This is a genomic window from Mesorhizobium sp. M1E.F.Ca.ET.045.02.1.1, from assembly GCF_003952485.1.
Lineage (GTDB): Bacteria > Pseudomonadota > Alphaproteobacteria > Rhizobiales > Rhizobiaceae > Mesorhizobium.
In genome coordinates, this window is the sequence record NZ_CP034447.1 from 5,901,165 (window position 1) to 5,915,642 (window position 14,478).

Sequence of the window (14,478 nt, forward strand, 5' to 3'; positions counted from 1 at the left end):
AGCAGCCGGTTTTGGAACTGGCGACCGGCTCACCCTTCGTCAGCTCCGGCGATGACCCCGACGACGACTTCGAGCAGTTCGCCGCTGCCGGCGGCGAGCGCGCCGTGGTTGATCACCTCGCCGGCATAACGCGGCGGCTTTCCGCCCCGATCAAGCAGGGAGCCGCCCGCTTCGGCCAGGATCAGGTCGGCGGCAGCGATGTCCCAGTCATGCGCGCTCGGCTTGACGAAGGTCGCATCCAGCTTGCCATTGGCGATCATCGCCAGCCGGTAGGCGAGCGAGGGGATGTAGGCCGCGCGCCGCAGCCGGTCCTGCCAGGCCTCAGGCATGCGGTCGACCAGCGGCTTCGGCCCGCCGATATCGACGGTGTCGCCCAGCGCACGGACGTGGATGCGCTTGTCATTGAGGAAAGCGCCCTCGCCCGGCAGCGCCCAATAAGTCTCGTGCTTGGCCGGGCATTCGAGCACGCCACCGAGCGAGCGTCCATCCTCGACCACGGCGACGCTGACGCACCAGGAATGCAGGCCGTCGAGAAAGCCCCGCGTTCCGTCGATCGGGTCGACGACAAAGGTCCGGCGGGCCAAAAGCCGGGCATGATCGTCGGCGGTCTCCTCCGACAGCCAGCCGTAATGCGGCCGCGCCTTGAGCAAGGTCTCGCGCAGATAGGCGTCCGCGGCATGGTCGGCCTCGCTCACCGGCGAGGTGCCGCCCTTCATCCACACCTGCGGGTTGTTGCCGAAATAGCGCATGGCGATCGCGCCCGCCTCACGGGCGGCGTGGCGCAGCAGAGCGAGATCTTCACGCGCCTCGCTCGAGGCAAGCTGGTCAAGCACCGGCAAGGGTCATCCCTTCGATCAGGAGCGTCGGCGCCGCGGTGCCGAAATTGCGGTCGAGGTCGCTTGCCGGCACCATGTTGAGGAACATGGTCTTCAAGTTGGAGGCGATCGTCACCTCGGCCACCGGATAGGCGAGCGCGCCGTTCTCGATCCAGAAGCCGGAAGCGCCACGGCTGTATTCGCCGGTCACCATGTCGACGCCCTGGCCGAACACCTCGGTGACGTAGAAGCCGCGCTTCAGCGAGGCGATCAGTTCCTCCGGCGCGCGCTCGCCGGGCTCGATGGCGAAATTGGTCGAGGACGGCGAAACGGAGGAGCCGCTGCGCGAGCCGCGTCCGTTGGTGGTCAGGCCGAGCTCGCGCGCGGCCGACGTCGACAGGAACCAATGATTGAGCACGCCCTTCTCGACCATCAAGAGCTTCTCGCCCTCGACGCCTTCACCGTCGAACGGGCGCGAGGCCTGCCCGCGGCGCCGCAGCGGCTCGTCGGTGGCAGTGATGGCGCTTGAGGCCACCTGTTTACCCATCATGTCGCGCAGGAAGCTCGTCTTGCGTGCAACCGCCGCGCCGTTGATGGCACCGGCAAGGTGGCCGGCAATGCCGCGCGCGACCCGCGGATCGAACACCACGTCGACCGGGCCGGTCGCGGCCTTGCGGGCGCCGAGGCGGCGCACGGTACGCTCGCCGGCCTTGCGGCCAATCTCCTCGGGCGCGTCGAGATCGGCGAAATGCTGGCGGGAGGAGAATTCATAGTCGCGCTCCATCGCCGTGCCCTGGCCGGCGATGACGCTGGTCGAGCGCGAGAAGCGCGAGGCGACATATTGGCCGACAAAGCCATGCGAGGTGGCGAGCACCAGCCCACCCAGCCCGGCGCTGGCGTTGCTGCCGGAAGAATTGGTGATGCCTTTCACGGCAAGGGCCGCCGCTTCCGCGGCAAGTGCTGCCTCCTTCAACTGATCGGCCGAAACCTCGGTCGGGTCGAAAAGATCGAGGTCGCGCAAATTGCGGGCAAGCAGCGCCGGATCGGCGAGGCCCTGGAAGGGATCCTCGGGCGAGACCTTCGCCATGGCGACCGCGCGCTCGGCGAGCGCCTTCGGGTCGGAGGCGGCGGTGGCCGAGACGCTCGCCACCCGCTGTCCGACGAAGACGCGCAGCGAGACATCCTCGCTCTCCGACGATTCGGTGCCCTCGACCTTGCCGAGCCGCACCGACACGCCGGCCGAACGGCCGCGCACCGCGACCGCGTCGGCGGCGTCCGCCCCGGCGCGCTTGGCCGCCTCGACGAGCGCTGCGACGCGGTCGGTCAGTTTCGCTGCGTCGAGCGTATGGGTCATGCATTTGGTCCTGTGTGTTCAAACGACCCGGGAAACGGCCGCTGCCGCACCATCATGGATGCTGCCGCACCATCACGGATGCTGCCGCACCATCTATTGTTCCATTGCCGCTTGTGCAATGGCGGATGCGGCAATCTCAAGGCAATCGTCGCGGTTAGAGCTAAATGCTCCGCCGCGGCAGCAACACGAAAACGAGCACAGATCAACCGGCCACCGGCGCCCAGATCACATCCTCGATCCTGGCGGCACCCGTCGCCAACATCACCAGCCGGTCGAAGCCGAGCGCCGCACCGCTCGCCTCAGGCATGACGGCAAGCGCTTCGAGGAAATCCTCGTCCAGCGGATAGCGCTCGCCATAGACGCGTTCCTTCTCGTCCATCTCGGCGACAAAACGGCGGCGCTGCTCGGCCGGATCGGTCAGTTCGCCGAAGGCGTTGGCCAGCTCGACACCGCAGCAATAGAGCTCGAAGCGCTCGGCAATGCGCGGGTCCTCAGCGCTCGGCCGGGCAAGTGCTGCCTCCGATACCGGGTAGCCGTAGAGGATGGTGGCGCGGCCCTGCCCCAGCGCCGGCTCGACCTTTTCGACCATTACCCTGCTGAACAGGTCGGCCCAGTTATCGTCGGGCGCCGTGCGCAGGCCGGCGCGGATCAGCGCCGCGTGGAGCGCGTCGCGATCGGTGCTGCCGTCAGCCGCGACGGTCGCCAGCAGGTCGATGCCGGCATACGCCAAGAAGGCTTCGGCGACGCTCAGCCGCTCCGGTTCGCCGAAGGGATCGGCCTCGCGGCCACGGAAACGGAAGCTCTTGGCGCCGGCCTTTTCCGCCGCCAAGGCCAGGAATTCGGCGCAGTCGGCCATCAGACTCTCATAAGTCTCGCCGACGCGGTACCATTCGAGCATGGTGAATTCTGGATGATGCAGCGGCCCGCGCTCGCGGTTGCGCCAGACCGCGCCGAGGCTGAAGATGCGCTTCTCGCCGGCGGCGAGCAGCTTCTTGCAGGCGAATTCCGGCGAGGTGTGGAGATAGAGCGGTTGGCGCGATGCGTCTGGGCCGATCGCCTCGGTGGCGAAGGCCGCAAGATGCGCCTCGTTGCCGGGCGAGACCTGCAGCGCCGAGGTCGTCACCTCGACGAAATCGCGCGTCGAGAACCAGCCGCGCAAGGCATTCGCAATGGCGTTGCGCGCCATCAGCCGGGGCCGGCGGTCGGCATGGATATGCGGCGTCCACCAGGGCGAAGCGGCGGTCATGGGCAGGAAAATCGCGCGGAAGGCTGGCGGTTCGGCGCAAGATGCGCTAGGGCGCACGCGAAGGCCGCCGTCGCCGATTTGTGGCGCTCAACGCTTGCAGGCCGAAAAACTCGATTGGGATTGAATATCGTGGTCAAGGTCATCGCCAGTTCGCTACGCAAAGGCAATGTCGTCGATAAGGACGGCAAGCTCTATGTGATCCTCTTTGCCGAAAACATCCACCCTGGCAAGGGTACGCCGGTAACCCAACTCGACATGCGCCGCATCGGCGACGGCGTGAAGGTTTCGGAGCGTTACCGCACGACCGAGATGGTCGAGCGCGCCTATGTCGAGGAGCGCGAGCACACCTTCCTCTATTCCGACGGCGAAGGCTTCCATTTCATGAACCCGGAAAGCTACGACCAGGTCGTGGCCCCGGAAAGCGTGGTCGGCGACATGGCGCCCTACCTGCAGGAAGGCATGGCCGTGCAACTGGCGCAGTTCAACGGCGTGCCGATCTCGCTGGTGCTGCCGCAGCGCGCCGTCTTCGAGGTGGTCGACACCGAGCCGGTCACCAAGGGCCAGACGGCGTCTTCGTCCTACAAGCCGGCCGTGCTCTCCAACGGCGTGCGCACGGCCGTGCCGCCGCACATCTCCGCCGGGACGCGCGTGGTGGTGATGACCGCCGACGGTTCCTACGTCGAGCGCGCCAAGGACTGACGTCTCACCGCAGCCCAATTACCGCGGGCTCGCCTGCGACCAGGCGGACCACCATCAGCATAAATCCTCCCCCGGCTAAGGTGGCTTTCGTAACCGTCGCGCGCGGAACTGCATCTTCGCGCCCATGTCGGACGTAAAGACCAGCTTTGCCTCGGTCCGCAAGCAGACGTCACGTATGATCATGCTGGAGGTCGTGGTCGCGGGGAACGTTAGGTGCGCCATCAGCAACAGCCTCTTTCCTGTTGTGGGAGAGGGTCGGTGCAGTGCTGAAGCAGTGTGCAGCGGAACAAAAATCCCGCCGCCGCTTTACGTATGCAGTATCGGACGGCCAGGCCAGGTCGCCAGGACGCCGGCCCGATGCGGAGCCGTTGGCGATGCCATCCGGACGGGTGGATTTGGCAATTGAAGATGTGGCGCGTGCGAAGAGGGGCATTCGCCTCACGGTGATTGCGGCGGTGCCGCTGCTATTCCTGTTGATCGGTCTTGCCATCCGCTATGGCGCATTTGCGTCGGTGTCGCCGGCTACGAGCCTCACGGCGTACGTTCGCGCTTTCTGCAAGTGGGATTGCACCTGGTATGTGGACATTTCCGAGCAGGGCTATGAGCGCTTTCCGATCCCGGGCCATACCAATATCGGACGATGGGGATTCTTTCCGCTCTATCCGATGCTGGTGGCGGCGGTCCGCGCCATTCTTCCTGTCCCCACAATCCTGATAGCCACGGCGATATCGCTGGCATGCGGCTACGTCTCGTGCCTGACGGCGTGGCCGCTTATGGACAAGAACATGCGTGCCTATGTGCTCTATTGCGCCTTCCTGCTGAGCGGCCCGTTCTCCTTCTATTTCGCCACCTTCCTCACCGAGCCGCTGTTCGTGCTTTTGACGTCATGCCTTTTCCTGGCGCTCAAACGCTCGAACTATCTCGCGGCCGGCCTGTCCTGCGCGCTTCTTTCGGCGACGCGGCCGGTCGGCGTCTTTGCCGTTCTGGCGATCGTCATGCGCATGTTCGAGGAGCATCGCGCCAAGGGCGGATCGGCGAGCGCTTTCCCGCGCCGGCTGCTTGGCCGGCCGGATCTCATCATTGCCATACTCATCTCGCCAGCCGGCGTGTTCGCCTTTATGTTCTTCCTGCATGTCACGCTCGGGGACGGGTTCGCATTCGCCCATGTCCAGCGCGCGTTCGGGCGTGTGGGGGGCAGCCCGCTCCTGTTCCTGTGGGACGGGCTTTCCTATCACCCCGCGTCCGGTTGGCTGCCCTCGGCGCCGCAATGGAGCGCGCTGACGGCGATCGGCGGACTGGCGCTGACGGGCGTGCTGGCGGCTCGCAGGCAATATGGCGCGGCGCTGTTCTGCGCGATCGCCCTCATCCTGCCGCTGACCTCGAACCTGGCCTCCATGGTCCGCTATGTGGTCGGCCTTGCGCCGCTGACGATGCTGGCGGCCGTGCTGCTGTCGGCGTCGAAGCCGACATTTGCGGTGGCCCTGATCGTCTTCCTCACCACCTGCTACTTCATGACCCTCGCATGGCTTGGAGGCTATCTTGCCCTGGTCTGAGCCGACGAGATCGGCCATTCCCCCGCTCACACTCGCCGGCTACGCCCTGGCAGGCGCTCTTGCCGCGGCCGAAATCGCCATCCTTGCGCTTGCCCTCAATCCTCAAGTCGACGACGACTATCGCGCCTATTACATCGACAAGACGACGACCTGCCTCAATCGCGACGCCGTCGGGCGCTACACGCCGGGCCGGACTGTCTCGTTCCGCTCCGACGGCGCCAGTGAGGCGATGGGCATGATGGTCTGCGGCTGGTCGGGGCCGGTGGCCGACGGCACCCATTCGCTGGGCGAGACCTCGCGCCTGCGCCTTGCCCTGCCGCCACTCCGCGACGGGCTTCAGGCGACGCTCGAAATCATCCCCGTCATCCGCCCGCCGCAGACCTCGCAAAGGATCGTCATCTCGGCGAACGGCACCGAGGTACATCGGGCGACGCTGGCGGGCGCCGGGCCAGCAACGGTGTCCTTCGTGATTCCGCAAGCCGCGCTGGCCGGCAGGGCGAGGCTGGAACTGGTCTTCGACTATCCCGATGGGATCCCACAAAGCCCCGACGCCAGCAATATCTACAACCGCGCCATCAAGCTGACGTCGTTTCGGCTGGATGCGCTTTGAAGCATCTCTGCGGATCGCGCTCAGGTCGACCCGCCGTCCTGTGGGCGACGCTCGGCAAAGACCCACCGGTCGAGCACGAGGAAGTTGAGCGCCGGGATGACCAGGCAGGTGAGGAGAACGGGAACGAAGAGCGGCAGGCCGAGCTTCACCGTCAGCAGCCACGGCGCCGCGTAGGCCACGGCGAGGCCGATCGCCGTCAGCAGCGCGAAACGGGGCGCCTGCGAGCGATGCGATCCGTCCGACATGAAGGTGAAGAACTTGTGCGCGAGATAGGAAAACAGGGCCGCGCCTGCATAGGCCGCCAACGAGGCTTCGACAGGCCCGAGGCCGATCCGCTCCGATCCGGCAAAGACCGCTGCCAGGGCGGCATAGAGGATGGTGGCGACGACGCCGACCGAGCCGAAGCGCGCCAGGAGCTTCAGGCCGGCGCCGGAACGATGTTCAGACGCGTGCGACACAGGCATATTGCGCTCCGAGCGGCAGGGCGGCCAGCGAGCGCTCCAGTTTCCGGGAAAGTGGTCTGGCCGACGGCAGGAGCAGAAAATGCTCGCAGCGGACGTCGCGGAAGCCCGCCTGCCCAAGCAGCGATGCTGCCTTGCCAGCGCTGAGCAGGACAGCGTCCTTGTCGAACGGGCACCTCGACACTGCCATGCGGGTCAGCGGGTTGTAGGGATTGTGCTCGATGATGCAGGCAAGCCCGCCTCGTCGCACGACGCGCCGCATCTCGCGGAAGAAATCCAGCCACGCCGCAGGCGGCACGTGGTGGACGACGCAGCTGGCGAACGCCAGGTCGAACATGCCGTCGGGGTACGGCAGGCGCGAGGTGGTGCAGGTGCTGTAGGCGACGCGCGGGTTCTCCCTACTGGCGCGCGAGAGCGACTCCTCCGACACGTCGCAGCCGTCGAGGCGATCGAAGACATCCGCGAGATGGGGATGAAGTGAGCCCACGCCGCAGCCGACATCGAGCGCGCGCACGCCTGCTCTGCCCCGCCGAAGGTCTTGCTCGACAATCAGGCGTCGCAAAAGCTCGGCCTTGGCACGCAGGAAGAAATCATGCTTCAGCCCGGAGAACCGGATCGAGCCCTCGACCGCCTCGCCGTAGCTGGACCTATAGCTGTCGAAAAGATCGGACATTCGCCGTAACCCCGCTCCCAGACTTGCGAAACGATGCGCGCTTATCGCGGGAGGCGACGCGCATCGGCCGATCGAAGCCGCTCAGCCTTTCGACGACATAGAGCGGGCGCCGTTTCACTTCCGCGTGGATGCTGCCGACATAAAGGCCGATCACGCCGGTCATGAAGAGATTGATGCCGATGAGCAGCGACACGATCACCACCGTGGATGTCCAGCCGGCAATCACGCCGGTCTCGAGGATCCAGGCCAGGATGGCATAGGCGCCGAACACAAGGGCGAGAGCGGAAATCGCCAATCCGGTAAGCAGCGCCAGTTGCAGAGGCCGCTCCGAAAAGCTGACGATGCCGTGGATCGCAAGCCGCATCATCTTCCAGAACGGGTATTTGGTTTCGCCAAGCGTCCGCGCCGGGCGCTCGAACGGCACCGCCGCCTGCTTGAAACCCATCCAGCCGAACATGCCCCTGACGAAACGGTCGTGCTCGGGCATGCGCCTGAACGTGTCCAGCGCCTTGCGGCCGACGAGGCGGAAATCGCCGACGTCGCGCGGGATGTCGACAGGCGTCATCCTCTCCAGCAGCCGATAGAAAAGGCTGGCGGTGAAGCGCTTGAACCAGGTTTCGCCCTCGCGCCTGACGCGCCTTGCATAGACGATCTCGAAGCCCTCCTTCCACTTCGCCACCAGGTCGAGAACGACCTCGGGCGGATCCTGCAGGTCGGCGTCCATGACGATGACGGCCTCGCCGGCGGCTGCTTCCATGCCGGCGGTGATGGCGATCTGGTGGCCGAAGTTGCGGGAAAGCTCGATCAGGCGGAAGCTTGGTTCGGCGGCGACCATGCGGCGCAAATAGCTCACGCTTCGATCGCTGCTGCCGTCGTCGACGAAGATGACCTCGGCCTCTCCGTCCAGTTTCGCGATCAGTGCGCTGATCCGCTCGACCAGCAGGGGCAATACCTCTTCCTCATTGTATATCGGCAGCACCAATGAGTAGCGTGGGGACGGTGCCCGCGTCCGGAAGCGCTGGACATGCTCTTGCATTCGGTTGCAATGGAACACCGGCCACAAGGTTCCATGAGTAATCGCTAATTTGTGAAAGAAGGGCAGGACGTCGGATTTGCCGGGCCGGGCGGTCAAGCCGATGCCATTGACGCGCTGTCACCGATCCTTGCCCGGCTCGGCCGCGTTACAAGCCGGCCGTGCTCTTCGCCCCGTTCCTGTTTTAACGGTCGAGACCCCAAACGTCCGGATTTCGTGCGAAGTACTCGATCAGCATTTCGATAAGGATCCGGACTTTCCGTGCGGGGTGCTGACCCGGCGGCCGGACGACATACACGCCTGCCGAAGGTGGAGGATAGCGTGTCATAATCGGAACGAGCGCACCGGAGGCCACATAGTCATACGTGATGCAATCAGGGAGCCAGGCGATGCCGAGCCCTGCCACTGCGGCGGCGGCAAGCGCCGTAGCGTTGTCGGCCTTGAACCTGCCCTGCGGCTGAACCGTGACGATCTTGTCGCCATCCATGAACTGCCAGGCTTCCGTTCCTTGCATGAGGGCCTGATGGTTGACGAGTTGCTCTACCGTCTCAGGTGAACCGTGCGCTTTGATGTAATCCGGGCTTGCGACAAGCTTTCCATAGATCGGCCCGACGCGCTTCGCGATCAGGTTGGAGTCCTGAAGGTAACCAACCCGGATCGCGCAATCGAAACCTTCGGCGATCAGATCGACGAAGCGATCGCTGTAGGAGGTATGGATTTGGAGTTGCGGGTGGTGTTGCGCCATTTCCGCAAGCACGGGAGCGAAGTGGGTCGGGCCAAAAGAAAGCGGCATGGCAACCCTCAGGCGGCCGCGCAGCTCACCGGTTGGGAGCATCGTTTCCCTGGCCGTATCGATCTCGGCGATGGCTCGGGCCGCATGGTCTCTGAACGTGATTCCCGCTTCCGTAAGCGCGGCGCCGCGGGTCGTGCGGGCAAGCAGTTGGACGCTGAGTTCCGCTTCAACCCGGAAAAGCCGCCGGCTGACGATTGACTTGGAGACGCCGAGCCGGCGCGCGGCAGCCGATACGCCCTCGGCATCGGCCACAGCGACGAATGTCTGTAGATCTTCGATGTCCAATTTGGCGTTCCTCGTTTCGCGACACAGCTTGCCTGACTATGGCACTACCGCATCGCCAAAAGGAACAGCAAATTGCGTCCAGGCAACGTCGCCCCCTGACGCATGTCTCCCGTCACCCCATTGCCGTCCATAGCGGCAGAGAAAGGAAGTCTTGATGACCCCTCGTAACGGACTTGATTCGCTTCTTCGTCCTGAAGACTCGGTCCTCGTTCTGATCGATCACCAGCCTTATCAACTCGCGAACCTGAACAGCCACGATCCGCACATGGTGGTCAACAACACGACCGCGCTGGCGAAGCTAGCAAAAGCCTTCAATGTTCCGACCATTCTCACCAGCGTGATCGCGGCGCGCGGTGGACTTCTCTTTAAGCAGATCACCGACGTATTTCCGGACCAGGAAGTCATCGATCGCACCTGGGTGAACACCTGGCAGGACGAGAATGTGGTGAACGTCGTCAAGGCGACCGGCCGCAAGCAGCTGATCATCGCCGGCCTGTGGACCGAGGTCTGCGTCGCAATGCCTGTGATCCAGGCCGCCGGCGAAGGCTGGGACGTGACCGTGATCACCGACGCGTCGGGCGGGATTTCGAAGGAGTCTCACGAAGTTGCTATACAGCGAATGATCGTGGCCGGCGCGAACGTGATGACCGTGATGGCGCTCGCTGGCGAATGGCAACGCGATTGGGCGCGCACCGAGCATGTCGAGGAGCTGACCGAGATTCTCATCCAGCACTTCGGCGGCAGCGGCATCGCGTATCTTTGGGAGCAGCAGCTTCTCAACACGCCCGTAGCTGGCTGATCCGGGTCGGGATGGCGAGCACTTCGGTGAGGGTCGGGATCGATCCGTTTGCCGGCCCTCGCCATCCTCGCCCTGCAGAGAGGCCCCTGTAATCTCGGGAACAGATCCAATGAACGCAAATGCCGCAGCCGCGGGCCCTTTCGGCCCGCGGGCATTCCGCCCCGCCTAATCAGCCACACCGTCAGGCGACCATTTCCACCGGCAGGCCGGCGGCTTTCCATTCCGGCATGCCGTCCTCCAGGCGGCGCGCGGAATGGCCAAGCGAGCGCAGCGCGGCCACCGCCTCGAAGGACATCACGCACCAGGGGCCGCGGCAGTAGGCGACGATTTCCAGGCTGGTATCGGCACCGCGGGACCAGGCCTTGATCTCGCCGAGCGGAACGTTGATCGCGCCGGGCACATGGCCGAGCGCGAACTCGTCGGGCGGGCGGACATCGATCAGCGTCACCAGGCCGTCTCGCATCAGCCCCTGGAGTTCGTCGCGCCCGACCGGCCGCATGTCGTCACGTGCGCCGAAATAGCCACGCACAATGCGATCGACTTCGGCGAGCTGCCGCTCGGCGACCGCGCGCACCGACGCGAAGGCATTGAGCACGCTGTCATCCGCGAGCGAGTAATGCACGAATTTTCCATCCCGCTGGGCCGAAACGATGCCGGCGCGGCGCAGCGCCTGCAGATGCTGGGAGATGTTGGCGACGGGCTGGCCGAGCTTGGCCGCCAGCGCTTCGACGCTGCGTGCGCCTTGCGCCAGATGCTCGATCATTTCCAGGCGCAGCGGATGGCCGAGCGCCTTGGCGACGACCGCGAACTGCTCGTAGAGCGCCTGTTTCGGATTGCGGATTGACATCGGCCTTTCTACCGTCATTCAATAGAATAATTGAATGACGGTTTCGACCATTGCTGTCAAGCCGGGCTGCTCGCACGGGTTGGCGCACGGCGCGGAGGAAAAGCGATGATTCTCAGGCAGTTCCTGCATACCGACCCGGTTGCCGCTTCCTACCTGTTCGGCTGCGGCGGCAAGGCTTCCGCGGCGGTCGTCGACCCGGTCGGCGACATCGCGCCCTATGTCGAGGCCGCGCGCGCGACCGGCATGCGCATCCTCTACGTCGTCGACACGCATATCCACGCCGACCATATCTCGGCCGGGCGAGCGCTGGCCGAGGCGACCGGCGCCGAATACGTGCTGTTCGAAGGCGCCGAGGCGGGCTTCCCGTTCCGGCGGGTGAAGGACGGCGAGGTGCTGGAGCTCGGCAATGTGACGGCGACCGTGATGCATACGCCGGGCCACACGCCGGAGCACCTCAGCCTCCTTGTCACCGACCGGACCCGGTCGACCGAACCCTGGTTCGTGCTCACCGGCCACACGCTGATGGTCGGCGATCTCGGCCGCACCGAGCTTGCCTCGAGTGCCGAGGACGGCGCCCGGGCGCTCTATGCCAGCGTACGACGGCTGAAGGAACTGCCCGACCATATCGAGGTGCTGCCGGGCGCCTATTCCGGGTCGGTGTGCGGGCGATCGCTGAGCGGCAAGCCGACATCGACGATCGGCTTCGAACGGCGCTTCAACAAGGCCTTCCGCATCGAGGACGAGGACCAGTTCGTCGCCGCCATGACCTCCGACATCCCTCCCCCGCCGCCGAACGCCGCCAAAACCCGGGCCGCGAACGCCGGAGCGCAATCTTGAGCGCAGTCGCATCCGGCGTCGCGCTCGGCCTCAAGGCCAACTGGAAGCAATTCGCGTTGCTGGTGCTGATCAACGCCTTCGTCGGCGGCATGGTCGGCATCGAGCGGACCGTCGTGCCGCTGATCGGCGCGGAGGAATTCGGCGTCGCTTCCACCACGCTCGTCACCTCCTTCATCGTCAGCTTCGGCGTGGTCAAGGCCTGCGCCAATCTCGTCTCCGGACAGCTTGCCGACACATGGGGCCGCAAGCGGGTGCTCGTCCTCGGCTGGCTGTTCGGCCTGCCGGTGCCTTTCATAATCATCGCGGCGCCGAGCTGGGGCTGGATCGTCGCCGCCAACGCGCTGCTCGGCATCAACCAGGGGCTTGCCTGGTCGATGACGGTGATCATGAAGGTCGATCTGGTCGGGCCGAAATCGCGCGGGCTCGCCGTCGGCCTCAACGAGTTCGCCGGCTATCTCGCCGTCGGCATCACCGCTTTTCTCACCGGCTATCTGGCAAGCCGCTACGGGCTGCGCCCGGTGCCGATCTATCTCGGCGTCGGCTACGCGATCCTGGGCGCCGCGCTGTCGATCCTTCTGGTGCGCGACACGCGCGAGCATGTGCGGCTGGAATTGGCCAACCATCCCAAAGCTGCTTCCCCGCTCGGCTTCCGAGAGATCTTCTTGCTGACCTCCTTTCGCGACCGCAACCTGTTCGCGGCCTCGCAGGCGGGCCTCGTCAACAATCTCAACGACGGCATGAGCTGGGGGCTCTTTCCGCTCTTCTTCGTCGCCAATGGGCTCGGCGTCGAGCGGATCGGCATCCTCAAGGCGGTCTATCCTGCCGTCTGGGGCGTGTTCCAGGTCGCGACCGGGCCGCTCAGCGATCAGTGGGGCCGCAAGGGCCTGATCGTCGCCGGCATGTGGGTGCAGGCGGCGGGACTTCTCACCACCGCCATGACGCGCGATTTCGGCTGGTGGCTGCTGGCGAGCCTCCTTCTCGGCCTCGGCACGGCGATGGTCTATCCCAGCCTGATCGCTGCGGTGTCGGACGCCTCGCATCCCTCCTGGCGGGCGCGCTCGCTCAGCGTCTACCGTTTCTGGCGCGACCTCGGCTATGCGATCGGGGCGCTGTCGGCGGGCCTGATCGCCGACTTCTTCGGCTTCGCTGTTGCGATCGCAGCAATCGCGGCGCTGACCTTCCTGTCCGGCGCGATCGTGGCGGTGGCGATGCGTGAGACGGCGCGTTAACCCCAATCGCAAGGCGACGGATAACACCACTGCGTAAAATTCCGCGTTTACGATATCCGAAGCTTCGTGCTGCTAGAGTTCGGCCCGTCCGATACTATGGCGCAGGTGAATTTTCCTCGAGTTCGTTCATGAGCAGCCCGATGCGCATGCCGTGGGTGGACACGGCAAAAGGTCTTTCGATCATCCTGGTGGTGATGATGTATTCCGCCTACAACACCGGTGAATACACCGGCGGCGTCGGCTTCCTCCATTACGCCATCGGCTTTGCGACGCCTTTCCGCATGCCGGAATTCTTTCTGATCTCAGGCCTTTTCCTGTCGCAGGTGATCGACCGGCCATGGCGGCGCTATATCGACCGGCGCGTCGTGCATTACCTCTATTTCTACGTGCTGTGGGCGATCATCTCGATCGGGCTGAAGATCGGCATCTTCAGCCGCGATCCAGCCGGCATGCTGCACGACCTCGCGATGGCCGTCGTCCAACCCTATGGCGTGCTGTGGTTCATCTACATGCTGGCGGTGTTCGGCATCGTCGCGCGCGTCCTGCGCGAGCTTCACGTGCCGCACTGGATCGTCATCTTGGCTGCTGCCGCGCTGCAGATGTGGGCGCCGCGTCCAGATAGCTATGTCTTCGAGCAGTTCGCGGCTTATTTCGTGTTCTTCTATCTCGGCTTCGTCATGGCGCCGCTGGTGTTCCGGCTCGTTGCGTGGACGCAAGCCCGTCCGGCGATCGCCGTCGCCGGATTGGTCGTGTGGGCGACCGTCAACGGCCTGCTCGTCTATTCGCCGGGTTATGCCGTTCAGCCGGTCGGCATGCAGATGGGTCTTGCGGCATGGCCGCCGCTGCATCTTGCGCTGGCCGTCGCGGGCGCGGTGGCGCTTTGCGTGCTGGGTGGCTTCCTGTCGAAATTCGCTTCGATGGAATGGCTGCGCTGGCTCGGGGAGCATTCGCTGGTCGTCTATGTCGCCTTCACCATCCCAATGTCGATCTTCCGCGGTCTGGCGCTCGCCAGCGGCCTTCTGACCGACACCGGAATGCTCAGCCTCGCGGTGCTGCTCGTCTCGGTCATCAGCCCGGTAGTGCTCTACTTCATCATCAAGCGCACCGGCTTCGGAAACTTCCTGTTCGAGCGGCCGGCCTGGGCGCATATCGACAGGCCGAATGCCGGCCAGGTCTCAAACAAGGGCGTTGCCCAGCCGGCGCGCGAGGCGGCCTGAGGCCGCCTGTTTCGTCTCGGTCAGCCG

The 14,478-nt window shown here is 65.0% G+C and carries 15 protein-coding genes; 7 read left to right on the top strand and 8 right to left on the bottom strand.

Going from position 1 to position 14,478, the window contains the following annotated elements:
- Positions 1-29: 29 nt before the first annotated feature.
- The 3 genes from EJ070_RS28615 to epmA form a co-directional block, all read right to left on the bottom strand.
- Positions 30-839, bottom strand: a complete 810-nt coding sequence (locus EJ070_RS28615; protein ID WP_126094357.1) for a 3'(2'),5'-bisphosphate nucleotidase CysQ — start codon at positions 837-839, stop codon at positions 30-32.
- Positions 826-2,169 carry a TldD/PmbA family protein gene (locus EJ070_RS28620; protein WP_126094358.1) on the bottom strand — a complete coding sequence of 448 codons (1,344 nt, stop codon included), beginning with the start codon at positions 2,167-2,169 and terminating at the stop codon, positions 826-828. The genes EJ070_RS28615 and EJ070_RS28620 overlap by 14 nt, the downstream gene beginning before the upstream one ends.
- Positions 2,170-2,371: 202 nt before the next feature.
- Positions 2,372-3,415 carry an EF-P lysine aminoacylase EpmA gene (gene epmA, locus EJ070_RS28625; RefSeq protein WP_126094359.1) on the bottom strand — a complete coding sequence of 348 codons (1,044 nt, stop codon included), beginning with the start codon at positions 3,413-3,415 and terminating at the stop codon, positions 2,372-2,374.
- A 129-nt stretch (positions 3,416-3,544) separates the two neighbouring features.
- Between epmA and efp the strand changes: the two genes are divergently transcribed.
- The 3 genes from efp (at position 3,545) to EJ070_RS28640 (ending at position 6,277) form a co-directional block, all read left to right on the top strand.
- Positions 3,545-4,114, top strand: a complete 570-nt coding sequence (efp, locus tag EJ070_RS28630; RefSeq protein ID WP_126094360.1) for an elongation factor P — start codon at positions 3,545-3,547, stop codon at positions 4,112-4,114.
- Between the two features lie 389 nt (positions 4,115-4,503).
- Positions 4,504-5,667 carry a hypothetical protein gene (locus tag EJ070_RS28635; protein WP_245464970.1) on the top strand — a complete coding sequence of 388 codons (1,164 nt, stop codon included), beginning with the start codon at positions 4,504-4,506 and terminating at the stop codon, positions 5,665-5,667.
- Positions 5,654-6,277: a hypothetical protein gene (locus EJ070_RS28640; RefSeq protein ID WP_126094362.1), complete on the top strand. Its 624-nt coding sequence runs from the start codon at positions 5,654-5,656 to the stop codon at positions 6,275-6,277. The genes EJ070_RS28635 and EJ070_RS28640 overlap by 14 nt, the downstream gene beginning before the upstream one ends.
- Positions 6,278-6,297: 20 nt before the next feature.
- On the opposite strand, the gene EJ070_RS28645 is transcribed toward EJ070_RS28640, so the two are convergent.
- The 4 genes from EJ070_RS28645 to EJ070_RS28660 all read right to left on the bottom strand — a co-directional run bounded on the left by EJ070_RS28645 (position 6,298) and on the right by EJ070_RS28660 (position 9,522).
- Positions 6,298-6,741 (bottom strand): GtrA family protein, encoded by a 444-nt coding sequence (locus EJ070_RS28645; RefSeq protein ID WP_126094363.1) that lies wholly within the window; start codon positions 6,739-6,741, stop codon positions 6,298-6,300.
- Positions 6,719-7,411, bottom strand: coding sequence for a class I SAM-dependent methyltransferase (locus EJ070_RS28650; RefSeq protein ID WP_126094364.1), 693 nt, complete (start codon positions 7,409-7,411; stop codon positions 6,719-6,721). Before EJ070_RS28650 ends, EJ070_RS28645 begins: the two co-directional genes overlap by 23 nt.
- Positions 7,386-8,447, bottom strand: a complete 1,062-nt coding sequence (locus tag EJ070_RS28655) for a glycosyltransferase family 2 protein (protein ID WP_126094365.1) — start codon at positions 8,445-8,447, stop codon at positions 7,386-7,388. The genes EJ070_RS28650 and EJ070_RS28655 overlap by 26 nt, the downstream gene beginning before the upstream one ends.
- A 181-nt stretch (positions 8,448-8,628) precedes the next feature.
- The gene (locus tag EJ070_RS28660; protein WP_126094366.1) at positions 8,629-9,522 is read right to left on the bottom strand and encodes a LysR family transcriptional regulator; all 894 of its coding nucleotides are present in this window, start codon (positions 9,520-9,522) and stop codon (positions 8,629-8,631) included.
- A 154-nt stretch (positions 9,523-9,676) separates the two neighbouring features.
- Here EJ070_RS28660 and EJ070_RS28665 point away from each other — a divergent pair, with 154 nt between their 5' ends.
- On the top strand, positions 9,677-10,321 hold the full coding sequence (locus EJ070_RS28665) for a hydrolase (protein ID WP_126094367.1): 645 nt from the start codon (positions 9,677-9,679) through the stop codon (positions 10,319-10,321).
- 181 nt (positions 10,322-10,502) lie between these two features.
- On the opposite strand, the gene EJ070_RS28670 is transcribed toward EJ070_RS28665, so the two are convergent.
- Positions 10,503-11,168 (bottom strand): metalloregulator ArsR/SmtB family transcription factor, encoded by a 666-nt coding sequence (locus tag EJ070_RS28670; RefSeq protein WP_126094368.1) that lies wholly within the window; start codon positions 11,166-11,168, stop codon positions 10,503-10,505.
- A gap of 105 nt (positions 11,169-11,273) precedes the next feature.
- Between EJ070_RS28670 and EJ070_RS28675 the strand changes: the two genes are divergently transcribed.
- The 3 genes from EJ070_RS28675 to EJ070_RS28685 all read left to right on the top strand — a co-directional run bounded on the left by EJ070_RS28675 (position 11,274) and on the right by EJ070_RS28685 (position 14,451).
- The gene (locus EJ070_RS28675) at positions 11,274-12,005 is read left to right on the top strand and encodes an MBL fold metallo-hydrolase (RefSeq protein WP_126094369.1); all 732 of its coding nucleotides are present in this window, start codon (positions 11,274-11,276) and stop codon (positions 12,003-12,005) included.
- Entirely contained in the window at positions 12,002-13,234 is a 1,233-nt protein-coding gene (locus tag EJ070_RS28680) for an MFS transporter (RefSeq protein ID WP_245464699.1), read from the top strand. The genes EJ070_RS28675 and EJ070_RS28680 overlap by 4 nt, the downstream gene beginning before the upstream one ends.
- A 128-nt stretch (positions 13,235-13,362) precedes the next feature.
- Positions 13,363-14,451, top strand: coding sequence for an acyltransferase family protein (locus tag EJ070_RS28685; protein ID WP_126094370.1), 1,089 nt, complete (start codon positions 13,363-13,365; stop codon positions 14,449-14,451).
- Positions 14,452-14,478: the final 27 nt, after the last annotated feature.

What these genes read in the sequence shown, in the direction of transcription:
- EJ070_RS28620 (WP_126094358.1), bottom strand. Translation starts at nt 2,169, where the DNA reads ATGACCCATACGCTCGACGCAGCGAAACTGACCGACCGCGTCGCAGCG.
- EJ070_RS28655 (WP_126094365.1), bottom strand. Translation starts at nt 8,447, where the DNA reads ATGCAAGAGCATGTCCAGCGCTTCCGGACGCGGGCACCGTCCCCACGC.
- epmA (WP_126094359.1), bottom strand. Translation starts at nt 3,415, where the DNA reads ATGACCGCCGCTTCGCCCTGGTGGACGCCGCATATCCATGCCGACCGC.
- EJ070_RS28650 (WP_126094364.1), bottom strand. Translation starts at nt 7,411, where the DNA reads ATGTCCGATCTTTTCGACAGCTATAGGTCCAGCTACGGCGAGGCGGTC.
- EJ070_RS28665 (WP_126094367.1), top strand. Translation starts at nt 9,677, where the DNA reads ATGACCCCTCGTAACGGACTTGATTCGCTTCTTCGTCCTGAAGACTCG.
- EJ070_RS28645 (WP_126094363.1), bottom strand. Translation starts at nt 6,741, where the DNA reads ATGCCTGTGTCGCACGCGTCTGAACATCGTTCCGGCGCCGGCCTGAAG.
- EJ070_RS28675 (WP_126094369.1), top strand. Translation starts at nt 11,274, where the DNA reads ATGATTCTCAGGCAGTTCCTGCATACCGACCCGGTTGCCGCTTCCTAC.
- EJ070_RS28670 (WP_126094368.1), bottom strand. Translation starts at nt 11,168, where the DNA reads ATGTCAATCCGCAATCCGAAACAGGCGCTCTACGAGCAGTTCGCGGTC.
- EJ070_RS28685 (WP_126094370.1), top strand. Translation starts at nt 13,363, where the DNA reads ATGAGCAGCCCGATGCGCATGCCGTGGGTGGACACGGCAAAAGGTCTT.